Here is a 17,529-nt window from a genome sequence, read left to right as displayed (position 1 = left end):
AATATGATGCCAATTATGGATAATAATCAAATGCCGAATATGATGCCAATTATGGATAATAATCAAATGCCGAATATGATGCCAATCATGGATAACAATCAAATGCCGAATATGATGCCATATCAAATGCCGTATCAACAGCCTATGATGCCGCCGAATCCATATTATCAACAACCAAATCCATATCAAATGCCATATCAGCAAGGGGCGCCGTTTGGACCGCAATATACGTCTATGCCAAACACGAATATGATGCCAATGGATAATAATATGCCGCCGCTTGTGCAGGGTGAGGAAGATTGTGGATGCGGAGGAGAAAGTAGACTATATAGTCCACAACCAGGCGGTCCGCAATATGCGAATCCTTTATATTATCAACCAACTCAATCTGCATATGCACCACAGCCAGGAACGATGTATTATCAACCAGATCCACCAAATGTATTTGGAGAGCCCATTTCAGAAGAAGAGGCCGAAGAAGAAGTTTAAAAAGGCGGGAGTATTTCCGCCTTTTTTGCATGCGTGTTAATTAAGGAAATGAAGGGTTTTTATGAAGTGCTAGAAAATTCCCAGTGAAATATTAACAGTGTAAAAACCCTCTCTGTTACTCATCATAAGAGGGAGCTTTTCAGAAGAGAAGCTCATTCTAACAGAGGGGGTTTTTGTATTGAATACGAAAGTAAAAGTGATTGCTGCTTCTTTGTTAGTTACCAGTGCATTAGCTGCATGTGGTACACCAAAAGATAACAATGCAATGGATGGACGTAACTACAATTACGAGCGTACATCTTATAATGATACACACCAGTATCGTGATAATGTAACGCGTAATGATCGCTATACAGATTATGTAACATATAGAAATGGTCGTAACGATACAGGATATAACAATTATTACCGAGATGTAAATTACAACGGTCAAATTGCTAATCCACATCCAACACGTAATATTACAATGAACAATTCATACATTAACAATGATGGTAAAACAGCAGAAAAAATTACAAATCGTGTGAAACGTATGAATAACGTGGACCGTGTGTCTACAGTTGTATATGGAAACGATGTGGCGATTGCGGTAAAACCGCGTAATACAGTGACAAATGAAACGGCGATGGCGAACGAAATTCGTCAAGCTGTTGTAAATGAAGTTGGAAACAGAAATGTCTATGTTTCTGTAAGAAATGATATGTTTACTCGTGTCGATGCAATGAGCACACGCCTACGTAACGGTACAGTTACAAACGATTTTAATCGTGATATAGGAAATATGTTCCGAGACATTCGTTACGGTTTAACTGGTACTATGCGATAGCAAAACAAAAGAGGAAGGGATAGCCCTTCCTCTTCATTCATCGTTGTCTTGTAAACGACGTTTTTTAATAAAATAACTAACGGAGTAAGAAACTAAAAAGCATATGAGGAAAACACTACCTGTTAGAATAGCTTTAAATAGAGGTCTTTCAGGAATGAAAATGAGATAAATAATAGTAATAATAATTCCAATAAGAAGAGAGCGTAAAACAAGCTTGTAATAAGGGGTTAATTTTATTTCCTTTTCGCCTTCTTCTACATCGATTGAAACACTTAACTGTAAATAAGCAAGTAAAATACTCGTAAGCATAAATAATAGCCATAATGGAGATTTCGTAATTTGATCAATTCCTTCAGTGAATCCGATATAGCCTAAAATCTCAACTACCCCAACGTATTGAAAAAGAAAGGCCATACGTATGTTTTTTAACGTTTGAAGAATGAGACGTTCATCCTTTATTTTTTCACAATATTCATCCCCTACTTATTATGATTTCGCTTTTATATCTATTGTAATATATATTACAATTATCAATTTATAATTTACATAAAATAATTTGGATGAAAGAGGAAATAAGATATTTTTATAAACATGTTGCACTTATACTTTATTAATGTTATATTAACAAAGCGATGAGCTAATTTACGTAAGACGAGAGATATGCTTAAGTGCTAAACACGCGAATGTGGTCGCCTGGTCTCTCGCCGTAAACGCATCAAGACGCCTGCTTTGCAGGCGTCTTTCATTTTATATAAAAGTAAATGATACATGCAGATGAGGTAAATGCCTATCTGCATTTTTTATTTTTTCGAAAGAAATGTAATATGGATAAAACCCCCATTTCCGGAAAAACTACTAATGAAAGTTTGATTTTGCCTAGAAGAGGTGAACGGAAATGAAATGGATACTGATTGCGGTGCAAGCTTTCGTTATGATGTTTTGTTTCGTTTATGAAACGAATGTGAAGGCGGAAGGGCCAGTACCAGAAGTAACGGAAAAAGAACCCGAAGTTACAATTTTATTAGAGCGTATGTATGTTGATGGAGAAGTAAGTGAGGAAATACTTACAGAAAAAGTGGTGGATTTAGAAAAGTTTTTACAGCAGTATAAAGAATGGCAGCTCGTTGATCGTGATGATGTACAAATTGTATTGCAAAAGAAAGTTGATGATATTTCTCCGTTATTGAAAACGAGCGGTTATTTTGGCGTGTCAGAGGAAGGGATATTACAAATTTTCAAAGGTGTACCGAAAAGTGATAATGCGATTCACTCCTTCTTCCAAATTGATATGAAAAAGCTTGAGAGTTATGAGCGTGCGAAATTGAAGCGTGGTATTCGGATTAAATCAAAAGAAGGTTTTGTGAGAACGATTGAAAAAATGAAGCAATACGCAGTGCAAAATAAGAAAAAAAGCAGCTCATGGTGAGCTGCTTTTTCTTACTTATTCTTAGCTAAAATTTCTTTTGCGATTTCATCGATTAGCATATCTTTTCCGATTGGATTGAATGCTTTCGTATTGAAGATTTCGTTTGATACTTCATATACATGATTGTTTTTCACAGCTTTATTGTCTTTCCAAACGGCACTGTTTTTGTAGTCTTCGTAAACTTTATCAGCTTCGCCGCCAAAGTTTACAATAAACATTTGATCAGGTTGGAATGCAACAAGACCTTCTAGCGATACTTGCGCCATTGTTTGTTTTAAATCTGTACCTTTTGTTGCTGGAAGTTTTAAGTCATTAAAGATGATGTCACCGTATCCGAAGCTGCCGTATACGCGGAAGTTTTGTGGTGTAACTGCAACGAACATAAAGTTCTCATCTTTTGTTTTCTCTTTAATTTTTTTAGATAAAGAGTCTGCTTTCTTATCGTAGTCTGCAATCCATTTGTCTGCTTTCTTCTCTTCGCCAAATAGCTTACCTACTTCTTTAAATTTACCACGCCAGTCTTCTAAGTTTGTTTCTAGAACAACTGTAGGTGCAACCTTTTCTAGTTGATCATAAATTTTTAATTGACGGTTGTTTAAAATAATTAAGTCTGGTTTTAAAGCAGTAACAGCTTCTAAATCAACTTTAGGTGCCCAGTACCAACCTACTGCTTTTACTCCATCTAACTTATCTGTTAAGTGATTTTGGATTTTATCTTTATATGTATTTGCTGTACCAACAGGTTTGTGTCCAAGAAGTAATAGTTCTTCTGTTGATCCAGATAAGTCAACAATTCTCTTTGGATTTACTGGAATTGTTGCTTCACCTTTAGCATGTTTTACAACTTTTGTTTTCGGTTGTTCTTTTGCTTTCGATTCTTCTTTTTGAGAAGAGCAGCCAACGATAGAAAGAACAACAAGCATAATAGTAAATAAAATAAATAGCTTACGTTTCATCCTGATGTAACCCCTTTAATTAGTATTGATAATCATTATCGACCTCTGTATATTAAGGTGCTTTAACCTTTCTGTCAATGGAAAATAACAGAAGTTTCAAGTGGAGAACATTTGTTGGGGCAGTCTCGCTTTTCTATCATTAAATATGTTAAAATGGAATACATGATTTAAGAGGGAGAGATCGTATTTTGTTTGAATATGTTACAGGTTACGTGGAGTATGTAGGGCCGGAATATGTCGTAATTGATCATAATGGAATTGGTTATCAAATTTTCACACCGAATCCGTATGTATTTCAAAGAAGTAAGCAAGAAATCCGTGTCTATACATATCATTATGTGAGAGAAGATATTATGGCACTTTACGGGTTTAAAACACGTGAAGAGCGTTTATTATTTACAAAGTTGTTAGGCGTGTCTGGCATTGGGCCAAAAGGCGCTCTTGCAATTTTAGCTTCTGGTCAAACAGGACAGGTCGTTCAAGCGATTGAGCATGAAGATGAGAAGTTTTTAGTGAAATTCCCAGGCGTCGGAAAGAAAACAGCACGCCAAATGATTTTAGATTTAAAAGGAAAACTAGCAGATGTCGTACCAGATGCATTTGTTGATTTATTCTCAGACACAGAACGTTTTGATGAGAAGAAAGGTACATCAGCTGAGCTTGATGAGGCACTGGAAGCTCTGCGCGCACTTGGATACGCAGAACGCGAAGTTTCTCGCGTTGTACCAGAGTTATTAAAAGAATCATTAACGACGGATCAGTATATTAAAAAGGCACTTAGTCTTTTACTAAATGGTAAGAGGTGAGTATAATGGACGAACGTCTCCTTTCAGGGGAATCTGCATATGAAGATTCGGATTTAGAATATTCATTACGGCCACAGACGCTCCGTCAGTATATTGGCCAAGATAAAGCGAAACATAATTTAGAAGTATTTATTGAAGCGGCGAAAATGCGTGAAGAAACGTTAGATCATGTGCTTTTATATGGACCACCAGGTCTTGGTAAAACGACGCTTGCGAATATTATTGCTAATGAAATGGGCGTTAATGTTAGAACAACTTCAGGTCCGGCAATTGAAAGACCAGGAGATTTAGCTGCTGTATTAACAGCGCTTCAGCCAGGAGATGTATTATTTATTGATGAAATTCATCGTTTGCATAGATCAATTGAAGAAGTATTGTATCCTGCAATGGAAGACTTTTGCCTTGATATCGTAATTGGAAAAGGGCCTTCAGCACGTTCTGTACGCCTAGATTTACCGCCATTTACATTAGTTGGAGCAACGACACGCGCCGGAGCATTATCAGCGCCGCTTCGTGACCGATTCGGTGTACTTTCAAGGTTAGAGTATTACACAGTAGATCAGCTTTCTGCGATTGTTGAACGTACAGCAGAAGTATTCGAAGTTGAAATTGATTCGTTAGCTGCACTAGAAATTGCAAGGCGTGCTCGTGGTACACCTCGTATTGCAAATCGTCTTTTAAGACGTGTACGTGATTTCGCGCAAGTTCGTGGTAACGGAACGGTTACGATGGAAATTACACAAATGGCATTAGAGCTACTGCAAGTAGATAAATTAGGTTTAGATCATATTGATCATAAATTACTGCTTGGTATTATTGAGAAATTCCGTGGTGGTCCAGTTGGATTAGAAACGGTTTCAGCAACAATTGGAGAAGAATCTCATACGATTGAAGATGTGTATGAGCCGTATTTATTACAAATTGGCTTTTTACAACGAACGCCAAGGGGCCGAATTGTAACGCCGCTTGCGTATGAACATTTCGGAATGGAGATACCAAAAGTATGACGGAGATGCCAAAGCTGCTTATTACAGCGGGGATCTTACTCATTGTTGTTGGATTAGCTTGGAAGTTCATTGGAAGGCTTCCAGGCGATATTTTTGTTAAAAAAGGAAACGTTACCTTTTATTTTCCTATCATTACATGTATTGTGTTAAGTATTGTATTATCTTTTATTATGTATATAATAAATCGATTCAAATAAGAAATAGGTGGATATAGCTATGGATATAAATCTGTTTGATTTTCATTTACCAGAAGAACTTATTGCACAAGTCCCGTTAGAAGATCGTGAAACATCAAGATTAATGGTGTTAGACCGTGAAACAGGTGATATTGAGCATAAACATTTTACGGACATTCTTTCCTACTTACATGAGGGGGATTGTTTAGTTTTAAATGAAACGAAAGTTATGCCTGCTCGTTTGCATGGTGTGAAAGAAGATACAGGCGCACACATTGAAGTACTTCTTTTAAAACAAGAAGAGGGCGATAAGTGGGAAACGCTTGTAAAGCCAGCGAAACGTGTAAAAGAAGGAACTGTTATCTCTTTTGGCGAAGGAAAATTAAAAGCAACTTGCACAGGAACTGCAGATCAAGGTGGACGTCAGCTTGAATTTTCATATGACGGCATCTTCTATGAAATTTTAGATGAACTTGGGGAAATGCCACTTCCTCCATATATTAAAGAGACGCTAGAAGATCGCGATCGCTATCAAACAGTATATGCGAAAGAAATTGGTTCAGCAGCAGCGCCGACTGCGGGACTTCACTTTACAGAAGAGTTACTTGAGAAGTTAAAGCAAAAAGGCGTTCAGTTAGCATTCATTACACTTCACGTAGGACTTGGAACATTTAGACCAGTTTCTGCAGATACGATTGAAGAACACCATATGCACGCAGAATATTACCATATGTCTGAAGAGACAGCGGCATTATTAAATCGTGTAAAAGAGAATGGTGGACGTATTATTACTGTAGGTACGACATCAACTCGTACGTTAGAAACAATTGCAACAGATCATAACGGTAAGCTTTGCGCCGCTTCTGGATGGACAGATATTTTCATGTATCCGGGATATGAATTTAAAGCAATTGATGGTTTAATTACAAACTTCCACTTGCCGAAATCAACATTAATCATGCTTGTAAGTGCATTTGCAAATAGAGATAATGTACTTCATGCTTACAATGAAGCAGTAAAAGAAAAATATCGTTTCTTTAGCTTCGGTGATGCAATGTTCGTTGCATCTCACGCTAAAATGAGAAACAAATAAAAGGAGTAAGTTATGACAGCAATTCGTTATGAATTTATTAAGACATGTAAACAAACGGGTGCCCGTTTAGGTCGTGTGCATACACCGCACGGTTCATTTGATACACCAACATTTATGCCAGTTGGTACACTTGCGACAGTTAAGACAATGTCACCAGAAGAATTAAAAGCAATGGATTCTGGCATTATTTTAAGTAATACGTATCATTTATGGCTACGTCCAGGTCATGAAATTATTCGTGAAGCAGGCGGCTTGCATAAATTTATGAACTGGGATCGTGCAATCTTAACAGACTCTGGTGGTTTCCAAGTATTCAGTTTAAGTGACTTCCGTCGTATTGAAGAGGAAGGCGTTCACTTCCGTAACCACTTAAATGGAGATAAATTATTCTTATCACCAGAAAAAGCGATGGAAATTCAAAATGCATTAGGTTCAGATATTATGATGGCATTTGATGAGTGTCCACCATTCCCAGCTACTTTTGAATATATGAAGAAGTCTGTAGAACGTACAAGCCGTTGGGCAGAACGTTGCTTAAAAGCGCATGAACGTCCACAAGATCAAGGTTTATTCGGTATTGTACAGGGCGGGGAGTACGAAGAGCTTCGTCGTCAAAGTGCAAAAGACCTTGTTTCAATGGACTTCCCTGGTTACGCTGTAGGTGGTTTATCTGTAGGTGAGCCGAAAGATATTATGAACCGTGTACTTGAGTTTACAACACCACTTCTTCCAGATAATAAGCCACGTTACTTAATGGGAGTAGGTTCTCCTGACTCATTAATCGATGGTGCAATTCGTGGTATTGATATGTTTGACTGCGTACTTCCAACTCGTATCGCTCGAAATGGTACATGTATGACAAGTGAAGGTCGTCTAGTTGTAAAAAATGCGAAATTTGCAAGAGACTTCGGTCCGCTTGATCCAAATTGTGATTGCTATACATGTAAAAATTACTCTCGTGCGTACATTCGTCACTTAATGAAATGTGATGAAACGTTCGGAATTCGTTTAACGTCTTATCACAACCTTCATTTTCTGTTAAACTTAATGGAGCAGGTGAGACAAGCTATTCGTGAAGACCGTCTTGGCGATTTCCGCGAAGAATTCTTTGAACAGTATGGCTTTAATAAACCGAATGCTAAAAACTTCTAATACATAATTTAAAAGGAGGAACAAAAGATGAATGCAGGTATGATGAATATCGTTATGATTGTTGCGATGTTTGCGATTTTCTATTTCTTATTAATTCGCCCGCAACAAAAGCGTCAAAAAGCAGTTGCTCAAATGCAAAACGAATTAGCAAAAGGTGATGCTATCATAACAATTGGTGGCTTACACGGTACAATCGAATCAGTAGATGACACGAAAATTGTTATTAAATCTGGTGGTTCACACTTAACTTTCGATCGCAATGCGATTCGTGAAGTTGTGAAAAACTAATGTGGAAGGCCCTGCATGAAATGTGCAGGGCCTTTTTTAGTTACTTTGCTTTGACATATTTACACCGAAAATACCACCGAGTGTACTCGCCCCCATTAATGCTAATTGATAAAGTAATTGTGAGTTCGATAAAGTTTGAGAAAAGCCTAAATAGTTAACTAGAAAAACGAGTATAGTGAACGTGAGACCTGTTGTGAGACCTACCAGCCACCCTTTCCCCTGTGCTTTGTTGCCAGCAATAAAACCAGACATAAGCATAGATAAAAGAGCGAGTATAAAAATAGTAACGGCTAATGTCCCTTCGTTTATATTCGTAAACTTTAATAAAAGAGCCATAATCATGCTAGTAAGAGATGCGAGAATTAATAGTGTAGTAATACCGAATCCGATTGCAGTGGATAATTTTTTCGTTCCATCCATTTATACATTCCCCCTTTTTAATACAAGCATATTTTCCTTTTGTCTAAGTTAGACTAGTTTCTTTTTTATAGGGGAGTCTATACGTAAAAAAGGAGATGTAGAAATGGAATGGATATCAATAATTGGACGGACAATGCTTTTGTATACCATCATCTTAATTATTTTTCGTCTTATGGGTAAACGTGAGATAGGAGAGCTAAGTGTATTAGATTTAGTCGTATTTATTATGCTTGGAGAAATGGCTGTAGTAGCAATTGAAAATACCGATAAATCACTTTGGCATCAATTAATTCCGATGACTTTTCTTATGTGCATCCAAATTATTTTGTCAGTCATTTCCCTAAAGTATCAACGCTTTCGGCATTTAATAGAAGGTGAGCCGGCTATTCTTGTAAACGCGGGGAAGATTGATGAAAAGAAGATGAGAAAGCAACGTTATAATATAGATGATTTAATGATGCAATTAAGGGAGCAAGGAGTTGGAGATATTCGGGATGTAGAATATGCTATTTTGGAACCGTCTGGGAAGTTATCTGTCTTTCAAAAACAAAAAAATAAACAGGATGTATTGCAGTTTACTCTTCCTCTTATTATTGATGGAGAAATTCAATCTAGTCATTTACAAATGATTGAACATACAGATGAATGGCTTATTGAGAAATTAAAAAACTTAGGTTATAACGATGTGACACAAATTTTATACTGTAGTTTTCAAAACGGAAAATTTTTTGTTGATGTAAAAGAAAATTAGAGATTTATTCTTTGAAAGAGTAAGAATGATTAGTTTAACTAATAATCAGTGGAGATTACCCCACTGATTAAAGTTTCAACTTATTTCAAAAATGAAAGTTTACGAATGATAGGGAGACGACTTAACTCTTCTTTTCGAATGAGTTTGAAGGTGAAGAGAAGTACGATATAAACAATTGTTGTTAAAGTGATTTCCCATAATGTTTGTATGCCGAGGGAATGAGAGAAAATAATATATTTATGAATATAAAAACCGAAGGCGCCTGCGATACCGATGGCAAGTCCGCCGAAAATATAGTCTTTTGCGTAAATGGTAAATGTAATCTTTTTTAAAACAGTAGCGTAGTGAAGAAATGTTACTGTTACAATATTTGCAGCGATAGCGAGAGCAACTCCCATCATTTGAAATTCTGGCCTTGAGGCTAGTACAAAAATAACAATTAATTTCACGGTGGCGCCAATAAATGTATTCATCATTGCAGCTCTTGCTAAGTTTAAAGCTTGCAAAACAGAGGTCAGTGGACTTTGGAAATAATGAAATAAAAAGCAAGGTGCAAGAAGTTGAATGAATGCTGTTGCGCTGTCTGATCCGTACATAAGAGTTAAAACAGGAGAAGCGAATACATATAATATAACGACAGACCATCCCCCGGTAATTAATGAAATTCGAAGTGCTTGTTGTAAGCGGTGCTCCACTAATTTATGTTGTCTTTTTGCCATCGCTTCACTAATAGAAGGGACGAGCGCTGTAGAAAGAGCGTATGTAATAAAGGCGGGTAGTGATAGGAGCGGGAATGCATAACCGTTTAACATGCCGTATTGCTGGGTTGCAACAGAAGCAGCGACACCAGCGATTGCTAAGCTTTGCATAACGACAATAGGTTCAAAAAAATATGAAACGGAGCCGATTAAACGACTTCCTGTAGTGGGAAGAGCTATATCCATAAGGGAATAAAATGTTCCTTTGCTCTCCTTTACAGTAGTGAAAAATCCAGAGCGTATTGATAAATGTTTTTCGCGCTGAAATAACGTGAGTAAAAATAATAAGGATGCAACTTCACCGAGAACAGCTGATAACATAGCACCGGCTGCAGCATATTCTACGCCGTAAGGTAAAAATAATTGAATGCATATAGCGATAATGGTAATGCGGACAACTTGTTCTAGAACTTGTGCATAAGCGCTAGGTTTCATATTTTGTTTCCCTTGAAAGTAACCGCGCAAAACAGAAGAAATGGCAATAACAGGAACGACGGGCAAAATGGCTATTAATGGATAGTACGTTCTTTCGTCGGTTAATAATGTTTTTGCTAAAATAGGTGTGAGGAACATAATTCCGATTGTTAATATGATACTAATAACGGATGTAACAGCTAGTGATACAGTTAATATTTTTTTAACTCTTTGTTTATCGTTCACAGCTTCCGCTTCTGCTACAAATTTTGCGATTGCGACAGGAAGACCGATTTGTGTTAATGTAATTGCTAAAATGAATGTAGGAACGGCCATCATATAAAGACCAACGCCTTCTTCACCTAAAATACGTGCCATTACTATACGATTGATGAAACCGAGTATTTTTGTAATAAATCCGGCTATCATTAAAATAAATGCGCCTTTTAAAAAGCTTTGTCTCGTCATGTTCTTCTCCTACCTTCTCAAAATCAATGGAATGATTTACAATAATTTATATGCACGTACGAGACAAGAATGACAAGCATTTAAGAGAGTGAACTATGATAGCGCTCTTGAAAGTAGTTATTGCTGTCCATTAGAGCGGGATTAAAGCGACTTTTTCGTGCTGAAATAAGAAGGAGATGTTATAGATGTTAGATAAAGAGGCTTTGGTAGAATCATACCGCGGACAGTTACAAGTCGTTTTAGAAAGTAAAGTAGAAGAGTTTCACATGTTCGGTTACGACCGAGTGACAGATGATGATATTTGGAAGTTTCTCAAAGTGAAAAAGTGGAAAAAGATAGACAGTGATGTTAGATTATATGAATTGGTAAATGATGTATTAAGAGTAAGTGCTAATGAGTATATGACATATTTAACTGTTGAAGCGTACCAAGCGCCACTTTGGTCATTTGATGAGTACGAAAATAAATAACCGACTGCAATTGGTTTGTTCTTCCTTTTGCAGTATAATGATATGTATTGATAAAGAGGAAATAATTATGTCTAAGATTATATATAAAGGAGGTAGTGAAGAGGAAAATAAACGATGAAAGTCTAGGTAGTGTAAAAGCTTACCTATACAGCTAGTGATGAACTAGCAAAAATTATAGAAAGGAAGTCTACTAACTAGGCGTATGCACACGTATAAAAGTGAATCGTAAGAGATTTATTTAAAGTGTTAGTAGCAGAAAGAGGGTACATATGGCAAAGCGTGGTACGAGAATTGCCGCCTTTTTCCTCATCGTCTTATTAATCGGTGGAGTAATTGGTGCGGCGGGAAAAGACATAGCAAAAGGAATTAGTCTAGGACTAGACCTTCGCGGTGGTTTTGAAATTCTGTATGAAGTAAAACCAGCCAAAAAAGGTGATAAAATCGATCGAGACGTACTTGTAAGTACAGTAGGTGCTCTTGAAAATCGTGTCAATGTTCTCGGTGTAAGTGAGCCGAACATTCAAATCGAAGGGCAAGATCGAATTCGTGTACAGCTTGCTGGTGTACAAGATCAGCAAAAAGCACGTGAAATGTTATCAACACAAGCGAAATTAACATTCCGTGATGTGGATGATAACCTTCTTATGGATGGAACGGATTTAAAAGGCGGCGGAGCGAAGCAAACATTTGATGAGCAAGGCCGTGCGAGCGTAGGTCTTACACTGAAAAGCGCTGAAAAATTCCGTGCAGTAACTGAAAAAATTTCTAAAATGCCACCACCAACGAATTTAATGGTAATTTGGCTGGACTTTGAAGAAGGAAAAGATTCGTATAAAGCAGAATCTGCAAAACCGAATCCGAAGTTCTTATCAGCGGCAACAGTAAGCCAAGTATTTAACCAAGCTGAAGTATCTATCGTAGGTGGAAACTTCACAGTTGAAAGTGCGAAACAACTTTCATCTTTATTAAATGCAGGTGCACTTCCTGTTGATTTAAAAGAAATGTATTCAACATCTGTTGGAGCGAAATTTGGTCAACAAGCGTTAGAGCAAACGATTTTCGCTAGTGCGATTGGTATCGCTCTTATTTTCTTATTTATGCTTGTATTCTACCGTTTACCAGGACTTGTAGCGGTTATTATGTTAGGTCTATACATTTTCGTTACATTACTTGTCTTTAACTGGATGCATGCAGTTCTTACGTTGCCAGGTATTGCGGCGTTAGTGCTCGGGGTAGGTATCGCAGTTGATGCGAATATTATTACGTACGAGAGATTGAAAGAAGAGCTGAAAATTGGTAAGTCCATGATGTCGGCATTTCGTGCTGGTAACCATCGTTCATTAGCAACAATTCTAGATGCAAACGTTACGACTCTTGCAGCAGCTGGTGTGTTATTCGTTTATGGTAATAGCTCTGTAAAAGGATTCGCAACAAGTTTAATCGTAAGTATTTTAGTTGGTTTTATTACGAACGTATTCGGTACTCGTTTCTTACTAGGTTTACTTGTAAAGAGCCGTTACTTTGATAAAAAACCAGGATATTTTGGTGTGAAACAAAAGGATATTATTCCATTAACAAAAGGTGTAGTACATCCGCCAACGAGATTTGATCGTATTAACTTTGTAAATATCGGTCATAAATTCCTTATCTTCTCGATTGTAGTTGTGATTGCGGGTGCAATTATCTTACCAATTTTCAAATTGAATCTTGGTATTGACTTTGCAAGTGGTACACGTATTGACTTGCAATCAAAACAAGCAGTTACTGTGGCTGATGTTCATAAAGATTTTAAAGAGTTGAACATTGATGTGAAGGAAGAAAATATTGTACCGACTGGGGATGACAATAAAGGTTTCGCAGTTCGTACATTAGGTGTTTTATCAAAAGATGAAATTGCGAAAACAAAAACATTCTTCCATGATAAATATGGTACGGATCCAAACATAAGTACAGTTTCACCGACAATCGGTAAAGAGATTGCACGAAATGCATTTATCGCTGTACTAATTGCTTCTGCAGTTATCATTTTATACGTAAGTATTCGATTCCGATTTACGTATGCGTTATCTGCAGTGCTTGCGTTACTACATGACGCATTCGTTATGGTTGTTATGTTTAGTATTTTCCAATTGGAGGTAGACTTAACGTTTATCGCTGCAGTACTAACAATCATCGGTTATTCTATTAATGACTCGATTGTTACATTTGATAGAAACCGTGAATTATACAAACAGAAAAAACGAGTGCGCGATATAAAAGACCTAGAAGAAATCGTAAATGCAAGTATTCGCCAAACGCTTGGTCGTTCGATTAACACCGTATTAACAGTGTTACTCCCAGTAATTGCACTGCTTATCTTCGGTAGTGAGTCACTACGTAACTTCTCGTTTGCGTTGCTTGTTGGATTAATTGTAGGTACGTACTCTTCTGTTTTCGTTGCCTCTCAAATTTGGTTAATGCTTGAAAACCGTCGTTTGAAAAGAGGTAAAAACAAGAAGAAGGTTGAGAAAGTAGAATCTGAACCGCAAGTATAGAAAAGATGATGTCTCTTTATGAGGCATCTCTTTTTTCGTTTGTGGATACAATAAGATAGCAACTTTTTGATGGGAAGAAGATGGAAGAAAGTGGTGGTGTTATCGCTGTTTTTGTTAAAATAAAAAGATAGGTTAAGAAAAGAAGGGATTTTAATTATGGAAAAAGATGAACGTTTTAAACAGGCCGAGTTTGGTGCTATTGTCGGGATCGTTGGTAATATTATATTAGCAATTGTAAAGGCGGTAATTGGTTATATTGGGAACAGTAAAGCACTGTTAGCAGATGCGGTGCATTCTGCATCAGATGTAATTGGTTCGCTAGCTGTACTTTTTGGATTGCGAGCGGCAAAGCAGCCACCTGATGAAGATCATCCGTATGGTCATGGTAAAGCGGAATCGATTTCAGCGATTATTGTTGCGGTATTATTATTTATTGTGGGACTCGAGATAGCGATTTCGTCTATAAAAGCTTTTTCGCAGGAACTAGAACCACCGAAAGGAATTACGATTTTTGCTGTTGTTCTTTCGATTATCGTGAAAGAAGGAATGTTCCAATATAAATTCCGATTAGGGAAGAGGGTAAATAGTGATGCAATTATTGCAAATGCATATGAGCACCGTTCGGATGTATTTTCTTCAATTGCAGCTTTAATCGGTATTTGTGCAGCTATAATCGGTGGTAAGCTTGGTATAGACTGGCTTGTATACGCTGATCCGATTGCAGGATTAGCTGTTTCACTTCTTGTTGTAAAAATGGCATGGAGCATTGGAGCGGAAGCAATTCATGCAACGCTTGACCATGTTCTTCATGAGGAGGATGTTATTCCGCTTAGAGAAGCAGTTCTTCAAGTAGATGGTGTGAAAAAAATTGGTTCTTTATATGCACGGGAGCATGGTCATTATGTTATTGTCGATATTAAAGTGTCTGTAGATCCATACATTACTGTAGAAGAAGGACACCGCATTGGAAAACATGTGAAAGAAATACTTATGAAACAAGAGAATGTACAAAATGTATTCGTGCATATAAATCCGTATTCTCCAAATTAAACATCATTAACATTTTTGTATATAGATATTGCATCGTAGTTTGCATTATATTGTCACCCCTTAATCTGTCTTGTATAATAAACAGGTTAAGGGGTGATTTCGTGTTACAACCGAAGACGCGTTGGAAAGAAAAAGAATATAATGACGAGCGAGTGAGTGAATTAGCAAGTAAATTACAGTTATCGCCACTTGTCGTTTCATTATTCCTCGGTAGAGGACTAGATACAGAAGATAAGATTTTAGATTTTTTAAATACAGAAAATCAAGAATTTCATGATCCATTTTTATTAGAAGGAATGGATAGAACGGTAGAACGTGTAAATAAGGCGATTCAAAATGGAGAGCAAATATTAATATTTGGTGATTACGATGCGGACGGAGTAAGTAGTACGACGGTTTTATATCTTGCTCTTCAAGAATTAGGTGCAGAAGTAGAATTTTACATTCCAAATCGTTTTACAGAAGGGTATGGACCGAACGAAGAAGCGTTTCGTTGGGCGCATAGCGCAGGGTTCTCACTGATTATTACTGTTGACACTGGCATCGCAGCAGTACATGAAGCGAATGTAGCAAAGGAGCTTGGAATAGATCTAATTATTACAGATCACCATGAGCCACCGCCAGAATTGCCAGAAGCACTTGCGATTATACATCCGAAATTAGAAGGTGGCCTATATCCGTTTCACTATTTAGCTGGTGTAGGTGTTGCGTTTAAAGTTGCGCATGCACTATTAGGCCGTGTACCAGAACATTTATTAGAGATTGCAGTAATCGGTACAGTAGCCGATTTAGTTTCACTTCATGGTGAAAATAGGTTGCTAGTGAAACGCGGTTTAAAACATATGCGTATGACGAAAAATATTGGTTTGAAGGCATTGTTTAAAGTTGCTAACGTTTCGCAAAGTGAAATTACAGAAGAGAGTATTGGCTTCTCAATTGCACCGCGTATTAATGCGGTCGGGCGTTTAGAAGATGCAACGCCGGCTGTACACCTTTTATTATCAGATGATCCTGAGGAAGCGAAAGAGTTGGCCGAAGAAATTGATGAGCTGAACAAACTGCGAAAAGATATTGTAAAGCAAATTACCGAAGAGGCTATCGCTGAAGTTGAAAATAACTTTCCGCCAGAAGAAAACAAAGTATTAGTACTTGCAAAAGAAGGTTGGAATCCAGGTGTAATTGGGATTGTCGCTTCTAAATTAGTTGAACGTTTTTATCGTCCGACTATTGTATTATGCATTGATCCTATAAAAGAAACAGCAAAAGGCTCAGCGCGTAGTATTGCAGGATTTGATTTGTTTGCAAATTTATCAGATTGTAGAGAGTTATTGCCACACTTCGGAGGGCATCCGATGGCAGCTGGGATGACGCTACATATGAATGATGTAGATGAATTACGCCGTCGCTTAAATGAACAGGCAGATGCAATTTTAACAGAAGAAGATTTTATTCCAATTACAGCAGTTGATGTTTTTTGTAAAGTGGAGGATGTAACGCTAGCGGCAATTGAAGATATGCAGAAGTTAGCACCATTTGGTGTTGGAAATCCGAAACCACGTATTGCAGTGAAAGATGCAGAGTTAGAAAGTATTCGCGCAATCGGATCAGATGGCTCTCATTTAAAAATGGCTCTTCGTGATGGACAAGCAACACTGGATACAATTGGATTCGGTTTCGGTGCATATGCGAAAGAAATCTCTCCAGTTGCAAAAGTATCTGTAATAGGAGAAGCATCTATCAATGAATGGAATAATTTTAAGAAGCCGCAATTAATGGTACAAGATATTGCTGTAGAGGCGTGGCAACTATTTGATTGGCGTAGTATGCGTAATGCAGAAGCAAATTTAGCAGAACTTCCGAAAGAAAAAATAACAATGGTGTATTTTTCTGAAGAGGTATTGAATAAATTTTCTTTAGAGGACTATAAAGAAAAGCTTATGCATGCGTCAGAAGTAACGCATTTAGATGATCAATACATCGTGTTACTCGATTTGCCAAACGGAACAGATGAATTACGTGAGTTATTTAAAGTAGGATTCCCAGCGCGAATTTATACGCTGTTTTATCAAGAAAATAACCATCTATTTAGTACAGTTCCTACGAGAGAACACTTTAAATGGTACTATTCTTTCTTAAGCCAAAAAACACCATTTTCTTTAAGACAATATGGAGAACAACTATGTCGTCATAAAGGTTGGTCAAAAGATACAGTAAATTTCATGACACAGGTGTTTTTTGAGTTAGAATTTGTTACAATAAAAGATGGCGTCATTTTTATGGCAGACAAAAAACAAAAGCGTGATTTAATTGAATCGAACACATATCGTGAGAAAATGAACCACTTACAATTAGAAAAAGAATTGGTTTATAGCACATATCAGCAACTATATACATGGTTTGAAACGATTCGTAATCATAAAGAAGTAGAACAGTTAGGGTAAAGGA

At 37.2% G+C, this 17,529-nt stretch carries 17 protein-coding genes and 1 pseudogene; 14 read left to right on the top strand and 4 right to left on the bottom strand.

Going from position 1 to position 17,529, the window contains the following annotated elements:
* Together exsA and DOS87_RS24365 are read left to right on the top strand one after the other, a co-directional pair.
* Nucleotides 1-489: pseudogene (gene exsA, locus DOS87_RS30375) on the top strand (spore coat assembly protein ExsA); the annotation flags it as partial.
* Between the two features lie 178 nt (nucleotides 490-667).
* Complete coding sequence (locus DOS87_RS24365) at nucleotides 668-1,315, top strand: YhcN/YlaJ family sporulation lipoprotein (protein WP_001093530.1); 648 nt, start codon at nucleotides 668-670, stop codon at nucleotides 1,313-1,315.
* 33 nt (nucleotides 1,316-1,348) lie between these two features.
* On the opposite strand, the gene DOS87_RS24360 is transcribed toward DOS87_RS24365, so the two are convergent.
* Nucleotides 1,349-1,729 (bottom strand): branched-chain amino acid ABC transporter substrate-binding protein, encoded by a 381-nt coding sequence (locus tag DOS87_RS24360; RefSeq protein WP_142330519.1) that lies wholly within the window; start codon nucleotides 1,727-1,729, stop codon nucleotides 1,349-1,351.
* Between the two features lie 481 nt (nucleotides 1,730-2,210).
* Here DOS87_RS24360 and DOS87_RS24355 point away from each other — a divergent pair, with 481 nt between their 5' ends.
* Complete coding sequence (locus DOS87_RS24355; RefSeq protein ID WP_098578073.1) at nucleotides 2,211-2,741, top strand: BofC C-terminal domain-containing protein; 531 nt, start codon at nucleotides 2,211-2,213, stop codon at nucleotides 2,739-2,741.
* A gap of 11 nt (nucleotides 2,742-2,752) precedes the next feature.
* Here the strand turns inward: DOS87_RS24355 and DOS87_RS24350 are convergent, their stop codons facing one another.
* Nucleotides 2,753-3,697 carry an iron-hydroxamate ABC transporter substrate-binding protein gene (locus tag DOS87_RS24350; protein ID WP_000823610.1) on the bottom strand — a complete coding sequence of 315 codons (945 nt, stop codon included), beginning with the start codon at nucleotides 3,695-3,697 and terminating at the stop codon, nucleotides 2,753-2,755.
* Between the two features lie 188 nt (nucleotides 3,698-3,885).
* Between DOS87_RS24350 and ruvA the strand changes: the two genes are divergently transcribed.
* The 6 genes from ruvA to yajC are packed head-to-tail and all read left to right on the top strand — an operon-like array spanning nucleotide 3,886 to nucleotide 8,219.
* On the top strand, nucleotides 3,886-4,503 hold the full coding sequence (gene ruvA / locus DOS87_RS24345; RefSeq protein WP_000464512.1) for a Holliday junction DNA helicase RuvA: 618 nt from the start codon (nucleotides 3,886-3,888) through the stop codon (nucleotides 4,501-4,503).
* Between the two features lie 5 nt (nucleotides 4,504-4,508).
* Entirely contained in the window at nucleotides 4,509-5,510 is a 1,002-nt protein-coding gene (gene ruvB, locus DOS87_RS24340; protein WP_000344464.1) for a Holliday junction branch migration DNA helicase RuvB, read from the top strand.
* On the top strand, nucleotides 5,507-5,707 hold the full coding sequence (locus DOS87_RS24335; RefSeq protein WP_000138162.1) for a DUF2905 domain-containing protein: 201 nt from the start codon (nucleotides 5,507-5,509) through the stop codon (nucleotides 5,705-5,707). The genes ruvB and DOS87_RS24335 overlap by 4 nt, the downstream gene beginning before the upstream one ends.
* 19 nt (nucleotides 5,708-5,726) lie before the next feature.
* Nucleotides 5,727-6,779 (top strand): tRNA preQ1(34) S-adenosylmethionine ribosyltransferase-isomerase QueA, encoded by a 1,053-nt coding sequence (gene queA, locus DOS87_RS24330; RefSeq protein WP_000354016.1) that lies wholly within the window; start codon nucleotides 5,727-5,729, stop codon nucleotides 6,777-6,779.
* Between the two features lie 12 nt (nucleotides 6,780-6,791).
* The gene (tgt, locus tag DOS87_RS24325) at nucleotides 6,792-7,931 is read left to right on the top strand and encodes a tRNA guanosine(34) transglycosylase Tgt (RefSeq protein WP_000125365.1); all 1,140 of its coding nucleotides are present in this window, start codon (nucleotides 6,792-6,794) and stop codon (nucleotides 7,929-7,931) included.
* Nucleotides 7,932-7,958: 27 nt separating this feature from the next.
* On the top strand, nucleotides 7,959-8,219 hold the full coding sequence (gene yajC / locus DOS87_RS24320; protein ID WP_000991113.1) for a preprotein translocase subunit YajC: 261 nt from the start codon (nucleotides 7,959-7,961) through the stop codon (nucleotides 8,217-8,219).
* Between the two features lie 36 nt (nucleotides 8,220-8,255).
* On the opposite strand, the gene DOS87_RS24315 is transcribed toward yajC, so the two are convergent.
* Entirely contained in the window at nucleotides 8,256-8,639 is a 384-nt protein-coding gene (locus DOS87_RS24315; protein WP_000349145.1) for a TIGR04086 family membrane protein, read from the bottom strand.
* Between the two features lie 103 nt (nucleotides 8,640-8,742).
* On the opposite strand from DOS87_RS24315, the gene DOS87_RS24310 reads away from it, so the two are divergent.
* On the top strand, nucleotides 8,743-9,390 hold the full coding sequence (locus DOS87_RS24310) for a DUF421 domain-containing protein (protein WP_000454822.1): 648 nt from the start codon (nucleotides 8,743-8,745) through the stop codon (nucleotides 9,388-9,390).
* Nucleotides 9,391-9,470: 80 nt separating this feature from the next.
* Here DOS87_RS24310 and spoVB read toward each other — a convergent pair whose 3' ends face one another.
* Nucleotides 9,471-11,030, bottom strand: coding sequence for a stage V sporulation protein B (spoVB, locus tag DOS87_RS24305; RefSeq protein ID WP_000198293.1), 1,560 nt, complete (start codon nucleotides 11,028-11,030; stop codon nucleotides 9,471-9,473).
* 185 nt (nucleotides 11,031-11,215) lie between these two features.
* On the opposite strand from spoVB, the gene DOS87_RS24300 reads away from it, so the two are divergent.
* The 4 genes from DOS87_RS24300 (at nucleotide 11,216) to recJ (ending at nucleotide 17,525) form a co-directional block, all read left to right on the top strand.
* The gene (locus tag DOS87_RS24300; RefSeq protein ID WP_000884549.1) at nucleotides 11,216-11,500 is read left to right on the top strand and encodes a post-transcriptional regulator; all 285 of its coding nucleotides are present in this window, start codon (nucleotides 11,216-11,218) and stop codon (nucleotides 11,498-11,500) included.
* A gap of 269 nt (nucleotides 11,501-11,769) precedes the next feature.
* Nucleotides 11,770-14,034 (top strand): protein translocase subunit SecDF, encoded by a 2,265-nt coding sequence (gene secDF, locus DOS87_RS24295; protein ID WP_098578074.1) that lies wholly within the window; start codon nucleotides 11,770-11,772, stop codon nucleotides 14,032-14,034.
* 156 nt (nucleotides 14,035-14,190) lie between these two features.
* The gene (locus DOS87_RS24290) at nucleotides 14,191-15,084 is read left to right on the top strand and encodes a cation diffusion facilitator family transporter (RefSeq protein ID WP_000409738.1); all 894 of its coding nucleotides are present in this window, start codon (nucleotides 14,191-14,193) and stop codon (nucleotides 15,082-15,084) included.
* A gap of 101 nt (nucleotides 15,085-15,185) precedes the next feature.
* Complete coding sequence (gene recJ / locus DOS87_RS24285) at nucleotides 15,186-17,525, top strand: single-stranded-DNA-specific exonuclease RecJ (RefSeq protein ID WP_000941232.1); 2,340 nt, start codon at nucleotides 15,186-15,188, stop codon at nucleotides 17,523-17,525.
* The last annotated feature ends 4 nt before the right edge of the window (nucleotides 17,526-17,529 follow it).

Source organism: Bacillus sp. CR71, assembly GCF_003429245.1.
Lineage (GTDB): Bacteria > Bacillota > Bacilli > Bacillales > Bacillaceae_G > Bacillus_A > Bacillus_A thuringiensis_S.
Note: the sequence above shows the minus strand (reverse complement) of the source record. Positions and strands in the feature narration are given on the sequence as shown.

Coding starts and splice junctions, on each gene's coding strand:
- DOS87_RS24310 (WP_000454822.1), top strand. CDS start 8,743: ATGGAATGGATATCAATAATTGGACGGACAATGCTTTTGTATACCATC.
- tgt (WP_000125365.1), top strand. CDS start 6,792: ATGACAGCAATTCGTTATGAATTTATTAAGACATGTAAACAAACGGGT.
- spoVB (WP_000198293.1), bottom strand. CDS start 11,030: ATGACGAGACAAAGCTTTTTAAAAGGCGCATTTATTTTAATGATAGCC.
- queA (WP_000354016.1), top strand. CDS start 5,727: ATGGATATAAATCTGTTTGATTTTCATTTACCAGAAGAACTTATTGCA.
- secDF (WP_098578074.1), top strand. CDS start 11,770: ATGGCAAAGCGTGGTACGAGAATTGCCGCCTTTTTCCTCATCGTCTTA.
- DOS87_RS24350 (WP_000823610.1), bottom strand. CDS start 3,697: ATGAAACGTAAGCTATTTATTTTATTTACTATTATGCTTGTTGTTCTT.
- DOS87_RS24355 (WP_098578073.1), top strand. CDS start 2,211: ATGAAATGGATACTGATTGCGGTGCAAGCTTTCGTTATGATGTTTTGT.
- ruvB (WP_000344464.1), top strand. CDS start 4,509: ATGGACGAACGTCTCCTTTCAGGGGAATCTGCATATGAAGATTCGGAT.
- yajC (WP_000991113.1), top strand. CDS start 7,959: ATGAATGCAGGTATGATGAATATCGTTATGATTGTTGCGATGTTTGCG.
- DOS87_RS24290 (WP_000409738.1), top strand. CDS start 14,191: ATGGAAAAAGATGAACGTTTTAAACAGGCCGAGTTTGGTGCTATTGTC.
- DOS87_RS24335 (WP_000138162.1), top strand. CDS start 5,507: ATGACGGAGATGCCAAAGCTGCTTATTACAGCGGGGATCTTACTCATT.
- DOS87_RS24315 (WP_000349145.1), bottom strand. CDS start 8,639: ATGGATGGAACGAAAAAATTATCCACTGCAATCGGATTCGGTATTACT.
- DOS87_RS24300 (WP_000884549.1), top strand. CDS start 11,216: ATGTTAGATAAAGAGGCTTTGGTAGAATCATACCGCGGACAGTTACAA.
- DOS87_RS24360 (WP_142330519.1), bottom strand. CDS start 1,729: ATGGCCTTTCTTTTTCAATACGTTGGGGTAGTTGAGATTTTAGGCTAT.